At 30.8% G+C, this 13,630-nt stretch carries 14 protein-coding genes and 1 pseudogene; 8 read left to right on the forward strand and 7 right to left on the reverse strand.

Annotation, left to right across the window (positions count from 1 at the left end):
• Together JNO63_RS08665 and JNO63_RS08110 are read left to right on the forward strand one after the other, a co-directional pair.
• Positions 1-268: pseudogene (locus tag JNO63_RS08665) on the forward strand (TetR/AcrR family transcriptional regulator); the annotation flags it as partial.
• On the forward strand, positions 268-1,374 hold the full coding sequence (locus JNO63_RS08110) for a DUF2871 family protein (protein WP_203128415.1): 1,107 nt from the start codon (positions 268-270) through the stop codon (positions 1,372-1,374). The pseudogene JNO63_RS08665 and the gene JNO63_RS08110, both read left to right, overlap by 1 nt.
• A gap of 13 nt (positions 1,375-1,387) precedes the next feature.
• Here JNO63_RS08110 and JNO63_RS08115 read toward each other — a convergent pair whose 3' ends face one another.
• The 5 genes from JNO63_RS08115 to JNO63_RS08135 all read right to left on the reverse strand — a co-directional run bounded on the left by JNO63_RS08115 (position 1,388) and on the right by JNO63_RS08135 (position 6,560).
• Positions 1,388-2,929, reverse strand: coding sequence for a bifunctional metallophosphatase/5'-nucleotidase (locus tag JNO63_RS08115; protein WP_203128417.1), 1,542 nt, complete (start codon positions 2,927-2,929; stop codon positions 1,388-1,390).
• Between the two features lie 9 nt (positions 2,930-2,938).
• The gene (gene phnE / locus JNO63_RS08120) at positions 2,939-3,751 is read right to left on the reverse strand and encodes a phosphonate ABC transporter, permease protein PhnE (RefSeq protein ID WP_203128419.1); all 813 of its coding nucleotides are present in this window, start codon (positions 3,749-3,751) and stop codon (positions 2,939-2,941) included.
• Between the two features lie 9 nt (positions 3,752-3,760).
• Positions 3,761-4,573, reverse strand: coding sequence for a phosphonate ABC transporter, permease protein PhnE (gene phnE, locus JNO63_RS08125; RefSeq protein ID WP_203128421.1), 813 nt, complete (start codon positions 4,571-4,573; stop codon positions 3,761-3,763).
• 3 nt (positions 4,574-4,576) lie between these two features.
• Positions 4,577-5,335 carry a phosphonate ABC transporter ATP-binding protein gene (gene phnC, locus JNO63_RS08130; RefSeq protein ID WP_238390503.1) on the reverse strand — a complete coding sequence of 253 codons (759 nt, stop codon included), beginning with the start codon at positions 5,333-5,335 and terminating at the stop codon, positions 4,577-4,579.
• Between the two features lie 76 nt (positions 5,336-5,411).
• A complete protein-coding gene (locus JNO63_RS08135) occupies positions 5,412-6,560 on the reverse strand; it encodes a phosphate/phosphite/phosphonate ABC transporter substrate-binding protein (RefSeq protein WP_238390504.1) in 1,149 nt (382 codons plus the stop codon).
• Between the two features lie 121 nt (positions 6,561-6,681).
• On the opposite strand from JNO63_RS08135, the gene JNO63_RS08140 reads away from it, so the two are divergent.
• Both JNO63_RS08140 and JNO63_RS08145 read left to right on the forward strand, forming a co-directional pair.
• Positions 6,682-7,071, forward strand: a complete 390-nt coding sequence (locus JNO63_RS08140) for a hypothetical protein (RefSeq protein ID WP_203128423.1) — start codon at positions 6,682-6,684, stop codon at positions 7,069-7,071.
• 33 nt (positions 7,072-7,104) lie between these two features.
• Complete coding sequence (locus tag JNO63_RS08145) at positions 7,105-8,025, forward strand: DegV family protein (RefSeq protein WP_203128425.1); 921 nt, start codon at positions 7,105-7,107, stop codon at positions 8,023-8,025.
• On the opposite strand, the gene JNO63_RS08150 is transcribed toward JNO63_RS08145, so the two are convergent.
• Positions 7,992-8,843, reverse strand: a complete 852-nt coding sequence (locus JNO63_RS08150) for a DUF6544 family protein (protein ID WP_203128427.1) — start codon at positions 8,841-8,843, stop codon at positions 7,992-7,994. The two genes, JNO63_RS08145 and JNO63_RS08150, sit on opposite strands and share 34 nt — an antisense overlap.
• Positions 8,830-9,294: a MarR family transcriptional regulator gene (locus tag JNO63_RS08155; RefSeq protein ID WP_203128429.1), complete on the reverse strand. Its 465-nt coding sequence runs from the start codon at positions 9,292-9,294 to the stop codon at positions 8,830-8,832. Before JNO63_RS08155 ends, JNO63_RS08150 begins: the two co-directional genes overlap by 14 nt.
• Positions 9,295-9,421: 127 nt before the next feature.
• On the opposite strand from JNO63_RS08155, the gene JNO63_RS08160 reads away from it, so the two are divergent.
• The 4 genes from JNO63_RS08160 to JNO63_RS08175 all read left to right on the forward strand — a co-directional run bounded on the left by JNO63_RS08160 (position 9,422) and on the right by JNO63_RS08175 (position 13,558).
• Positions 9,422-9,949 (forward strand): pyridoxamine 5'-phosphate oxidase family protein, encoded by a 528-nt coding sequence (locus tag JNO63_RS08160; protein ID WP_203128431.1) that lies wholly within the window; start codon positions 9,422-9,424, stop codon positions 9,947-9,949.
• A 4-nt stretch (positions 9,950-9,953) separates the two neighbouring features.
• Positions 9,954-11,195 (forward strand): DUF1576 domain-containing protein, encoded by a 1,242-nt coding sequence (locus JNO63_RS08165; protein WP_203128433.1) that lies wholly within the window; start codon positions 9,954-9,956, stop codon positions 11,193-11,195.
• The gene (locus JNO63_RS08170; RefSeq protein ID WP_203128435.1) at positions 11,192-11,530 is read left to right on the forward strand and encodes a hypothetical protein; all 339 of its coding nucleotides are present in this window, start codon (positions 11,192-11,194) and stop codon (positions 11,528-11,530) included. Before JNO63_RS08165 ends, JNO63_RS08170 begins: the two co-directional genes overlap by 4 nt.
• 231 nt (positions 11,531-11,761) lie before the next feature.
• Positions 11,762-13,558, forward strand: coding sequence for an oleate hydratase (locus tag JNO63_RS08175; protein WP_203128437.1), 1,797 nt, complete (start codon positions 11,762-11,764; stop codon positions 13,556-13,558).
• The last annotated feature ends 72 nt before the right edge of the window (positions 13,559-13,630 follow it).

Below are 13,630 nucleotides of genomic sequence, written 5' to 3' on the forward strand. Positions count from 1 at the left end.
TTTTGATAAAGATGTTTATAATTTATATAAAAACAGGTTTTTATATTGGGATGAGGATCTTAATAAAAGTTGGGAATGCTCACATGAGGATTTTAAGAAAGCTTTTAATAGGGCGGATTCTATGGGCATAGATATAGAAAAAATTTATTTTTTTAGGGCGATTGTACATAGCCTCATCGAGCGAAACTTTAGAGAAGAATGGGATAAGCTTACATTTATAGAAAAGTATAAGATCCATATAGAGTGGATAAAGGAAGGAATTTTTTAATGCAATTAGGAGAAAGTTTATTTGATATAGGATACCTAGCCTTAGTAATAGCCTTAGGTATCAGACTACTTTTGGAAAATAGTAAAGAAGCTAAGTTATTTGGAATTATGGCCATACTTTTGGGTGTGGGGGATAGTTTTCATTTGCTCCCCAGAGTAATTTCACACTTAAGTCCTGGAGGGTTTGGAGCACACACAGTTGCACTTTCTTGGGGGAAAGTTGTTACAAGTATTACCATGACAATTTTTTATGTTTTATATTATTATTTTTATAGAAAACAAAGTGGAAATTATGATAATAAAAAGAAGATTTTAGTTTATTCACTAGCAATTATCAGAATCATCCTAGTAGCTATGCCAGAAAATAATTGGGGAGGAGCACATGAATCATACCAATGGGGGATCTATAGAAATATTCCTTTCTTGATAATGGGAATTTTATTAATTATCTGGTCATATAAAGAGAAAGAAAAACCAGGTCTTAAAAATATGTGGTGGTTGATTTTACTAAGCTTTGCATTCTATATCCCTGTAGTTTTATTTGCAGATAAGTATCCTGCAGTTGGAGCTTTGATGATGCCAAAAACTCTTGCATACTTATTTATAGTAGTATTTGGATTTAAATATTTTGCTGGACAATTTAGGGCGAGTTCATTACTAGCCACTTCATTTACAATGCTTGTAATGGGTATATTTGCTGGTGCTTTTTCTAGAGAATTTACAAAATATTATGGATTTGACGGAGATACTTATTTAAAACTTATCCATACTCATACATTAGCTCTTGGATTTTTAGTAGTAATGGGAATTTATTTTATAGTTAGAAATTTTGATGAAGAAAATATATTATCATTAAAAAAAGTCTATCACACCTATATTACAGGTCTTGCCATTACTATTATCACAATGTTTGTTAAAGGGATATTTACAGTTGTGTCGGATGGAGTAGATACAATAAACCTTAATGCCATTGCTGGAATTGCTGGCATAGGACACATAATTACTACAATTGGTATAATTTGCTTAATGCTTAAACTTTATAAATTGGAAAGTGGAAATTCATTTGGGAATAAATTAAAAAACAAAAAAGGATTAGCTATCAACTGATAGCTAGTCCTTTTTATTTTACGTCCTTAAATCCAATAATATTTACTGTATCAAGGTCTCTTATCTTAACTAATTTTTTATTTTGGATATATTCAAAAATAAGTTGAGGCATTTCTAGTACTGATTCCCAAATTATCTGTGTACCATCTAAAACTGGAAAATCACCACCCCCGATTGCTCGGTAATTGTTTGTTGCAAAAGTAATTTTTTCATCATCAGTAATCTCATGACCCTTATAAATGGCACTTATAAGTCTATCGCCCTTTTCTCTTGTATAATCAAAAGTGTAATTTACGCCAGAATATATGTCGTAATTAAATATAAAATATTCGGGGTTTTGAACTAAACATCCTTCTTCATCTAGCATAAAATAATTAGAATTATATTCTAGTATTTCTTTAAATTCTTTGCCGCTTACTTCAATTTTCATCAAAGTATTATTAAACCTATAATTTGAAAAAATATCACGCATAGTAACATCGTTTGGAATGCCTTTTGCATCCAAGGAATAAATTGCTACAGCTGCAATATCACAGTCTGCATAATCCATTTGAATTTGATTTATTAAATTGATGTATGGATGACCCTCAATTTGTGCTTCTCGTACAGAGTCTATAAGAGCAGATGGTGAAATTTGTCCGCATTTTTGGTCTAGGTATTCATTTACACCTACTAAATCATCTTCTACTAATTTTTCTAATTCTTCATTTGGAATTATTTCTGCCATATCCACTAACTTTACTTCTCTATCTACCAGTTTTTTGTCCTCGTCTATATATAGAGAAATTTCAGAAATTTTCCCGCCAGCAAATCCGGGTTGTGTAACAACTATATCATTATAAATGCCAGCTATTTCTTTGTGAGTATGACCAGTTAAAAATACATCAAAATTTAAATCTGAGAAAAGCAAATCATAGCCTTCATTTTCTCCTGTTTGCGGAGTTAATTCACGTCCTGTTTCTAAATCTTTTGCAAAACCACCATGGTAAGAAACAATTACAATATCACATTTTTCTTCACTTTTAAGTATTGGCAGATAATGCTCAGCAGTTTCCATTGCGGATTTAAATGATAAACCATGGATATTTTGAGGTTTTTCCCAGTTTGGGATGTATTGGGTAGTAATGCCCAGAATTCCAATTTTAATATTTCCAACTTTTTTGATGATATATGGTTTGATATTCAAATAGCTATCACTTTGTAAGGTGTTTGCAGATAACACTGGAGCATCCAAATAATCTATATATGATTTTAAATATTCCTTACCATAATTAAAATCATGGTTTCCCAAGACTATTGCGTCTGGGGTTAGTAGGTTATAAGAACTAGCTAAGTTTTTTATATCATTGTTGTTATGGTAAAAAGTTCCAAAAGGGGATCCTTGGATATTATCGCCATTATCTATATAAAGAACAAAGTCATTTTCGTTTCTCACTTGGTCAATGTATGTTTTTATCTTTGACATGGAGAAAAGCTCGCTTTTGTTAATTTCTGCAAATGATTTGTTTGAAATATAAGCATGCATATCGCTAGTTTCTAAAATAGTAATTTTCATAAAGTCCTCCTAGATACCGTAAGCAAGTTTTTTGCGGAATCTGGTAGAAAGTAGCTCAACAATTAAAACTAAAATCATAAGAGCAAGTAATATAACTCCAACTTCATTCCACCTATAGGCATTAATGGCAAATATAAGTGGAGCCCCAATACCACCAGCTCCTACCAAACCAAGAGTTGTAGCATCGCGGATATTCATATCAAATCTATAAATAATTGTAGATAGAAAGCTTGCAAATAGCTGTGGCAAAATTCCAAATCTTATCTTGCCCCAAGTATTAATTCCAAGAGATTCAAAAGCTTCTAGTATGTCCGTGTCAATATTTGCAATTGTTTCTTGAAATAATTTTGTAAGCATACCGATAGATGTAAAGGTCATAGTCATAACCCCAGCAAAAGGCCCAGGTCCAGTAACTCTTATAAACATTAGCCCGTAGACAATTGCTGGTATTGTTCTTATAAGCAAAATAAGTATTTTAAAAATTTCTGCAATCGCTCTGGGAACAATATTTGCTGATGATAAAAATGCTAGGGGTAGGGATATTAAAGCACCTATAAGTGTACCCACAAATGCAATACATACAGTTTCAAAAATTAAATACCAAAGCCCATCCCCTGAAAAATCAGTTAGAAGACTCATATCAGGATGAATGATACCGCCCAAAATTGATTTTATAATGCCTAAGCCCTTTGAACTTGTTTTTGAAAAGTCCATTACACCTGATGACCAAATGAGAAGGGCAATGGTAATTATAGTAAGTAGCGTACGTATAAGCCTATAATTTGGCTCAGCTTTTAAAACTTTTTCTATTTTTTGATCCATATTCTTCTCCTAAGATAGCCTTTTTCTAATTGTTCTAGAAATTAATTCTATAACAAAAACAGTTATTACAAGGGCAAATAAAATTGTGCCTACTCTGTTATAATCACGCCAGCCAATATTTTCATTAATAAGCAATCCAAGTCCTCCAGCACCTACATAACCTAAAATTGAAGCGTAGCGTACATTTCCTTCAAAGTTAAATAGGGAAGTAGAAATATATGTTGCCATAATTGAGGGGATAACTCCTTTAAAAAATGCCATTGTTCTAGTATAGCCCATAGAAATCATTGCCTCATAAGCACCTAGATTTTGAGTTTCTATCTCTTCATACATTATTTTTCCTACATAAGCAAAAGAGAAAATAAATATTGCAAAAGTACCAGCTAAGGTTCCTAGACCAAAAACATAAGTTGCAATTAGTGCGATTACTAGAGTAGGGAGGGTCCTAAAAATTGTAAATACTAATTTAAAAAACCAGTTCACAAATTTATTATTTACCATATTTGATGCTGCTAAAAAAGCTATTGGTAAAGAGAATAGCGCCCCTAGAAAAGATCCAAATAGTGACATTTTTATTGTATCAATGGTTGGCCCTATCACTTTTGGTAAGTAAGCCCAATCCGGATTGAACAAATCTTTTAAAATTACAAATAAATTGCGTCCATTTTTTGCAAGGATTTTGCTATTAAATCCTGTTACCCTTAGAGCAATAATTAAAAAAGCTAAGAGGATAATAGAGATCAATAGAGTATTGGATTTTTTTTCAGTTACTACTTTTCCGTTAGATAGGGTAATAGTTTTTGGCTTAAAAATATTATCCATAGTTTACTCCACAACTATATTTTTAGGATCTTGGCCGTAAATATTTCTAATAACATCTACATTTACCTCAGAAGGTTTACCATCAAATGCTAGCTCACCTTTTTTGATTCCAAGGATCCTATCAGAATATTCTAAGGCAGTTTCTACATCGTGGATATTTACTATCACAGTGATGCCAGCTTCACGATTTAATTTTTTAAAATAGTTCATAACTTGACGGCTAGATACTGGGTCTAGACTTGCGATAGGCTCATCTGCTAAGATAATTTTTGGATTTTGTACAATTGTACGAGCGAGGGCCACTCTTTGTTTTTGACCGCCGGAAAGGGCATCTGTACGAGAATAAGCCTTATCTAAGATATCTACACTATCCAAAGCTTCTAAAGATTTTCTTTTCATATCCTTTGTATAAATCCCAAATAATTTTTGGAAAAAGTTTAAATCTGGAACAAAGGTTGAGAGTACATTTTTTTGGGCAGTTGTTCTTTCAACTAAGTTAAAACCTTGAAAAACCATGCCTATTGTTCGTCTATAATTACGTAATTCTTCTCCTTTTAGCTTTGATACATCTTTGCCATTGACTATCAATTCTCCACTTGAAATATCGTGCATTTTATTAATTGTACGAATAAGGGTGGATTTACCAGCTCCTGATGATCCAATAATGGATACAAATTCACCATCAGGAATAGTTAGATTAATATCTTTTAGGGCTAAAAATCCACCTTCATATGTTTTTGATACATTTTTAAATTCTATCATTATAATTCCTTCATTAAAAAATAAGACCTAAAACCCCTTAGGGCATAGGCCTTTTTAGTTTTTATTTTATATATTCTTAGTTAGCATCTCTTGCCATTTTTTGTACTTCACGTTCTGAATCATAGTCAGCTGGATTTGCTTTTTCGTATCCATTGTGAGTATAAATAGCAATTACTTCCTTACCTTCATCAGTATTACCAATGTTGATAAATGCATTTTGTAAGGCTTCTATAAATTCTGGTGTCATTTTTTCGCTTGATTCTGATACTGAGATTGTATCATTCATCATTTTATCTGTTACACCAATTACTTGTACATCTGTGAAAATATCATTTTTTCCACCAAATTCGCTTTGCCATTGATCAACAAAGTCCATTCTTGCATCAGCATATGTTACAAGAACATCGATTTGACCTGTAGCAAGTCTTGCAAATGAAGATGGATAAGAGTCTGCTTGAACTGAATTTGATAAATCAGAGATTGTATGGTCATAATTATTTTTTAACCAAAGAGATGGATATAGGTATCCAGCTGGAGAAGTAGGTCCCATAACTGCCCAGTTTGCAGAATCAAGGTCTTCCCATGTTAAATCTTCGCCCTTATTAATTTTTGCAGCAAGTTCTTGGCCTTTTTCAGAAGGACCAGCTAAAACTAAACCTCTGTAGAATGTTACTTGGTCATCAACTTTTTCTGTTGGAGCTTTGTCATTCCATTCTTTTGCATCATCAGATTCGATTGATAATCCGTTACGTGTAGCTGTAAGAATAGCTTCAACGCCATCATCATATGTTACGTATGTTCCACCTGGGATAAATCCAACATCAACTGTTCCAGCACTCATTGCTTCACCAGTAGCTTCGTATGATGTACCTACAGAAATGTCTACATCTTCTACTTCATAGCCTTCTTTTGCTAATTCTTCTTTTAGCATATCTTTTAATGGCTCAGTAGCTGTAATGATTTCATCTGGTTCACGAGATGGTACAAATTGTACTGTTAATTTGTCAATTTTTTGATTTTCACCTGCATTTTCATTATCTGCAGTATCTTTATCTTTTGCTTCATCAGCATTTTCTTTCTTTGTATCATTCTCTTTTACATCTTCAGTTTGTGTAGTATCGTTATTTGTAGATGCTGGTTCATTAGCATTATTATTGCCACACGCTGTAAATGTAAGTGTAGTCATCAGAATCATTCCTAATGAAAAAACTTTATTTAATTTCATATTTCCTCCTAAAAAAGTTTCTTTCAAATTCATTATACAATAATTATTTTTAAAATTGAATAGGATAAATTAAAGTGATAATATAATCCGTGGTATGATTAACATATGATCGGAAAAATTTATGAATATTGATTATGAAAAAACAAAAAAATTTTATTTACAATTTGAGGATATATGTAATTGTGATATGTGTAAATTTTATCGCGAGAGTATAAAATTTTCTTATCCAAATTTACATAAATATTTAAATGATAAAAATGTAGATATAAATAAAGCTTATGAACTTGGGTATCCATATATAGATGATAAGGGAAATTTAATTTATCCCTTTGCTCAATACATAATTATTGGAAATTGTGAGGATGACTATTCAGTTAATATTGACAATCTTGATATTAAAAAATCAGAATTTTATCCAAGCATAGATCTTGAAGATTATTTTGTTATAGAAATTTTTGATATTTCTATAGACAGGGTAAAATTAGATGAAAGAATAAAAAATATTTTATAAAAGAATTTGATTATATAAAATTAGGGGGATTTTGTGGCAGACTATATACTTTCTTGTGAATCAACGATTGATTTAGCAGTTAACTATGTCAAAGAACTTGGGGTAAGCGTTATAAATGCAAATTATGTACTAAATGGAGAAACTTATCCAGATGATTTTGGTCAATCACTGGATATGAAAAGCTTCTATGATAATATGAGGCAGGGTGCTACTCCATCAACTTCTAGAATAAATATCGGAGAATATTTAAATTATTTAAGACCTTTTTTAGAGGCAGGGCAAGATGTAGTCCATATTTGCTTATCAACAGGTATGTCTAGCCAATATGAATCATTACTTGAGGCAATAAATATGCTAAAGGAAGATTTTCCAGACAGAAATATTTATCCAGTTGATTCAAAAATGGCATCTGCTGGTGTAGGGCTACTAGTTAGCAAACTTGCTGAGCTAAAGAAAGAGGGTCTCAGTGCTGAGGAACTTTATAAATGGACCGAAGAAAATAAACTCCATGTTATAAACTACACTAGCAACGAAGATCTAGAATACGTAGCTCGCGGAGGGAGAATTTCAAAAACAGCCGCCAATATTGGTGGTATGTTGCATATTTGCCCATTAATAGAAATAAACAATGACGGTTATATGATAGTTACTGGTAAAATTAGAACCAGAAAAAAACTTTTAAATACAATGATAAAGAAAATGGAAGAAAATATTATCGGTGGATATGACTATGATGAGAAAGTTTATATCTCCACAGCGGATAATATCGAGCTAGCAGAAGAGTTAAAAACACTCATTGAAGATAAATTCCCAAATATTGATGGGGAAGTTAAAATTTTTAACATAGGTCCAACTATAGGTAGCCATATAGGTCCTGGAACAATTGCATTATTTTACTGGGGTGAAGAAAGAATGGTTGGCTATAAAAAATATTTTACATTTCCCTCAAAGTAAATCAAATCACCTTCTGGGTAATTCCATATAGCTTGTAATTTTTTGGGTAAATTAATTCCGCTTTCATTTCTCTCGTATTCACTACACTTAGCTGTCCATGGGATATGTTCAACAGTTCCATTGTCTTTTACTAAAGCTCGATCTTCAGTGTAGAACTTTATCATTTCGTAATTTTCGTTAAAAGTAAAAATACCTGATACACTAAGGCCATTACTATTTATTGTAGCTTTAATATTAAATGGGTCGATTTCTTTAAAATATATATCATTTTCAAGAAGTGATGATGGTATAAATAAAGATTCTGCAAGATATGTACATAAAGCACCTGACTCCATATATGGGCCATTTTGATCAAAAAGAGTAATATTTTTTGCAATTACACCCTTCATGCCTGCTTGTTCATTATATAAATAGTCATATCCTTCGAAGGGAATTCCAAATAGTGAACTTTTGATGTAGGCAATACGAGCTGGATATTTTGCAAAATTATATTGGTCATAGTCAATTTTTAATTTTGGTTTTTTGGGATCTTGGATAAAATTGGTATCTTGAAATAAAATATTCATATAATTCATTTTTCGATTATCTATGAACCCATTATTTTTCAAATACTTTTGAATAGTATGAGGATATAATTTAAAGTCATCTTCAGTAAAGTCATTATTATTAATCTTTGAGTTATTAATTATATTTTCTAAGTCATTATTAAATTTATTTTTTAATGGTGAGTATGAGATATTAAAGTAAATAATGATTGCGCCGATAATTACTAATAAAATTCCAATAATAATCATAAATTTTTTTCTAAAGCTCCTCATGCATAGTTTCTCCAAAAGATTCAACTTTAGCTAAGCCATTTTCTAACTTTTTATAAAGATTAAACAAATCAATAATTTCTTTTTCATTAAACTCATCAAATAAAAGATTTAGAGTTTTTATATGCTTATCACTCATTTTATGTGAGTATTGCATATACTTTTCTGTCACTTCTATATTTAAAGAATTTTGAAATCCTTTTACCAATCTTATATATCCCTTTTCTTCTAATGGTTTAGCTAGTCTTTTTACATTCTGTCTTGAACAACCCATAAGCTTTCCAATTCTAGTCAAATTTTTTTCGCCATCCATATTTGAAGCGATTGCAAGCATTAGCCATTGTTTCATGGTAATATCACTTTGAATTTTTTCACAAGCTGTTTGAAGTCTATTTGATATTATAAATATATTTGCAAAACTCATTTGTTTTTTAGCTAATAATTCTTTTTCCAAATTATCCTCCTAATAGTAACTAGTTACTATTATAATAATAAAATACGTTTTCATTGTCAATATTTTATTTATAGTTTATAATTAGATAAAATAAAAGTGTTGATTAATAGATATTTTAGGAGATTTTATGGTTAATTATATTGATAAAGAAAAAATAATAAGAGCTTATGAAATTATTGATAATGCCCAATATGCAGTTATATCTATGGCATATCACAATGAATCTTATGCAATACCAGTATCTATGGTAAGAGTTGAGGATAATTTATTTTTTCATACTGGACAAAAAGGGAAAAAAATAGATTTCTTAGAAAAAAATCCATTTATAAATATAACAATTGTTGGAGATACTCATGTACCTAATTTATATAATAGTGATCAAGCAGAGGCAATGGCAGCAGATCCATCAAAACACGGAAAATTTGTAAATAGTGTTTTTACGATTAATTATGAATCTGTGATTATAAATGATAAGGCTATAGAGCTAACTGATGTGGATCACAAAGTAGAAGTTATGAGAGCCTTATGCCAAAAGTATACTCCAAATATGATGGACTATTTTAATATACCTATAGAAAGAAGTTTGTCTGTTACCAAAATTTTTAAAATCTCACTTACTAATATTAGCTTTAAAAACAAAGAAGTGAAATCATAAAATTATGAAAAAGTTAAGTAAAATTAAGTATTTAGAATTTTATATTTTTAGTATTATAATGATGGCCTATGGTTTATTTTTAGATTCACCTTATGGAATTTACCAAGGTTTATTGAAGATACTTACATCTTCAAGTATTTTAGTTTCTGATTATATTGAAATAGGTGGTATGGGTGCTAGTTTTATGAATGCTGGTTTTATGCTTTTTATATCCCTTATTTTTGCAGAAAAAAGCGGAACTCCCATTACTGGTGCCTTAATTGCAGGATTATTTACCCTAACTGGATTTAGTTTTTTTGGAAAAAATATTTTAAATTCTCTTCCACTAATGATTGGAGTGTATCTTTACACGAGGATAATGGGATTATCGATTGTAAATTATATGCAAGTCATGTGTTTTGTAACAGGTATAAGTCCACTAGTTAGCGTGCTTATTTTTGGATTCGATTTTTCATTAATTTGGGGAATTTCTTTAGGATTTTTAGCCGGTATAATTATAGGGTTAATTGTTATTCCAATTTCCTCATCCTTTGTAAAATTTCACGATGGTTATTCCCTATACAATATCGGTTTTACCCTTGGAGTAATTGGGATAATCTATGCAGGAATATTAAGAATGTTTGATAGAGAAATACCAAGTACTTATATAGTCTATGAAGGAAATGATCTTTATTCTTTTTTATTTATTCTAGTATTTTGCTTAGGCCTAGTTATTTATGGAATATTTAAAAACAAAGGTTTAGGCGCTTACAAAGAGATTTTGATACAAAGTGGTAAATTAATAAGTGATTATACTATAGATTCTAATAAATATTTAGTAATGATAAATATGGGTTTAACTGGACTAATAGCAATACTTTTTGTAAAGTTTAGTAATGGAGTTTTTAATGGTCCTATATTAGGTGGTATATTTACAATTATAGGATTTGCAGCATTTGGTAAACATCCACGAAATGTGTTGCCTATTATGATGGGCGTGTTTATTGCAAGTACGGTCAATAAATATGAACCATCTAGCACAACAGCAATTTTAACAGGATTATTTTCAACTACTATAGCTCCAATAGCTGGTGAATTTGGATTTATTGCAGGTATCTTTGCCGGTTTCATTCATAAAGCAGTAGCAACTAATACCGGATTTATCCATGCTGGATTAAACTTATATAACAACGGACTAGCAGGAGCATTTGTAGCTGCAATATTATTACCTTTATTTAGAAATTTTAAAGAAAGGCGTGAAAGTTGATTAAGGAAAGAGATAAGGCAAGAAAAATCTTAAATGTAATAGTAGAATATTTTGTTTTAAATAGTTTTCAAAATATAAATGCAAATATAAATATAGATGAAAAAGCAACAAAAGTTTCCATAGAAGGAACTATAAATCCAGAAAATATTGATATAGAAAGCTTAAAGGATGAATTAACTAATCCAAGAATTTTGGCCTATGATGACTATTATGATGGATTAATGGACTCTGATAGTGAAGATGAATTGAAAGTAATAGGATATTTAGTGGATGATTCGCAAGTTAAGCTAGATGGAAACATTTTATCTATTAAATTAATAAGAAAGCATATATAGATCTTTTTAACCAGCATTAAGTGCTGGTTTTTTATATTTAAATTATCTATATTACATATTAACTCATCTATCAAAAAACTTATATAAATATTATTTCATATAAATATTATAAAAATAAATAAATATAAATGATTAATAAATTTATTAGAGGGTAATATCTAAATATAAGATATTTTAACTGATATTATATACCAGCTAAAAAATTTGTCTTATCAAAAAAGGAGAGTAAAAATGAATAAAAAAAGTTATGATGATAGAGTTCATTTTGTAAATGGAAATTATCATTCATTAGTTAATGCTAGAAAACCTAAAGATATAGACGATAAAAAAGCATATATAATAGGAACGGGCCTTGCTGCCTTATCTGCTGGTGGATTTCTAGTAAAAGATGCTCATATGAAGCCTGAAAATATTACATTTTTAGAACAATTAGACTTACCAGGTGGAAGCTTGGATGGAGACTACAAGGAAGAGCATCACGGTTATGTCGCTCGTGGTGGTAGAGAAATGGGTCACCATTTTGAAATTTTATGGGATTTATATAGTGCAGTTCCTTCTGCAGAAGATCCTGATCAATCAATATTAGACCATTTCTTCTATACAAACTTAGATGATCCTAATTACAGTAAATGTCGTATAATCCATAAAAATGGTCAAAGATATGACAATGGTAAATTCAATTTAAGTGATAAAGCCTTAAAAGAAATTATGGATTTAACAATCACTGCTGATGAAAAACTCGAAAATAAGCAAATTGATGAAGTATTTAGTAAAGAAACATTAGAAAGCGATTTCTGGACTCTATGGAGATCAATGTTTGCTTTCCAAAACTGGAATTCTGCCCTAGAAATGAAATTATATCTAAACAGATTTATCCACCACGTAGGGGGACTACCAGATCTTTCAGCTCTTCAATTTACACAATATGACCAATACGAATCAATTGTCAAACCAATTGTTAAATGGCTACAAGATAAAGGTGCAAAATTCGAATATGGCGTAACTGTAAAAGATGTTGATTTTGATATTACTGATGAGAAGAAAGTAGCTACAAAATTAGTAATGGAAAATTCAAAAGGGGAGGATAAATCAATTGATCTAACAGAAAATAATCTTGTATTTATAACAAACGGTTCAATGACAGAATCAACAAGCTATGGTGATGACAATACTCCAGCAAACCTTAGTGCAGAACTTGGTGGTAGCTGGGAACTTTGGAGAAATATAGCCCTAAAATCTGATGAATTTGGTAAGCCTGATAAATTCTGTTCAGATGTAGAAAGAACAAACTGGGAATCTTGCACAGTAACTGTTCATGGTGGGGAAGTAATAGATTATATAGAAAAAATTACTCAAAGAAGTCCATACACAGGTAAAACTGTAACAGGTGGTATAGTGACAGTTCATGACTCAAATTGGTTAATGAGCTGGACTATAAATAGACAACCTCAATATGTTGGCCAACCAAAAGAGGATGTTTGCGTATGGGTTTATGGATTATTCTCAGATAAAAAAGGTAATTTTGTTGAAAAAGCTATGAGAGATTGTACAGGTAAAGAAATCACAAAAGAGTGGTTATATCATATTGGAGTACCTGCAGCAGAAATTGACAGATTAGCCGAAACATGCTCTGCAATCCCAGTTATGATGCCATATATTACAAGTCATTTCGAGCCACGTGAATTTGGTGATAGACCATATGTTGTGCCAAAAGGAGCAGTAAACTTTGCCTTTCTAGGTCAATTTGCAGAAACCTTAGATAGACCTGGTAGAGACACAGTCTTTACAACAGAATACTCTGGAAGAACAGCAATGGAAGCCGTTTACGCTTTATGTGGAGTTGAAAAAGGAATACCTGAAGTATATGCATCAAGATATGATATTAGATATTTAATGAATGCAGTAAGTGCTTTAAATGACTACGCAAAACCAAATCTTCCAGTGCCAAAATTAGTTGCAAAAGGACTAAAAGAAAAAGTTAAAGATACTGATATAGAATTGTGGTTAGAAGAAAATAACTTGATTTAAGATAAAATCCCTAGAGTAATGAACTGACCCCTTAAAGTTGGACCTAATCAACTTAAGGAGGTCAGTTTTTTA

This window comes from Anaerococcus sp. mt242 (assembly GCF_016798225.1).
Lineage (GTDB): Bacteria > Bacillota > Clostridia > Tissierellales > Peptoniphilaceae > Anaerococcus.

What these genes read in the sequence shown, in the direction of transcription:
- JNO63_RS08115 (WP_203128417.1), bottom strand. Translation starts at nt 2,929, where the DNA reads ATGAAAATTACTATTTTAGAAACTAGCGATATGCATGCTTATATTTCA.
- JNO63_RS08140 (WP_203128423.1), top strand. Translation starts at nt 6,682, where the DNA reads ATGAATATTGATTATGAAAAAACAAAAAAATTTTATTTACAATTTGAG.
- JNO63_RS08150 (WP_203128427.1), bottom strand. Translation starts at nt 8,843, where the DNA reads ATGAGGAGCTTTAGAAAAAAATTTATGATTATTATTGGAATTTTATTA.
- phnC (WP_238390503.1), bottom strand. Translation starts at nt 5,335, where the DNA reads ATGATAGAATTTAAAAATGTATCAAAAACATATGAAGGTGGATTTTTA.
- phnE (WP_203128419.1), bottom strand. Translation starts at nt 3,751, where the DNA reads ATGGATCAAAAAATAGAAAAAGTTTTAAAAGCTGAGCCAAATTATAGG.
- JNO63_RS08160 (WP_203128431.1), top strand. Translation starts at nt 9,422, where the DNA reads ATGGTTAATTATATTGATAAAGAAAAAATAATAAGAGCTTATGAAATT.
- JNO63_RS08135 (WP_238390504.1), bottom strand. Translation starts at nt 6,560, where the DNA reads ATGAAATTAAATAAAGTTTTTTCATTAGGAATGATTCTGATGACTACA.
- phnE (WP_203128421.1), bottom strand. Translation starts at nt 4,573, where the DNA reads ATGGATAATATTTTTAAGCCAAAAACTATTACCCTATCTAACGGAAAA.
- JNO63_RS08110 (WP_203128415.1), top strand. Translation starts at nt 268, where the DNA reads ATGCAATTAGGAGAAAGTTTATTTGATATAGGATACCTAGCCTTAGTA.
- JNO63_RS08165 (WP_203128433.1), top strand. Translation starts at nt 9,954, where the DNA reads ATGAAAAAGTTAAGTAAAATTAAGTATTTAGAATTTTATATTTTTAGT.
- JNO63_RS08175 (WP_203128437.1), top strand. Translation starts at nt 11,762, where the DNA reads ATGAATAAAAAAAGTTATGATGATAGAGTTCATTTTGTAAATGGAAAT.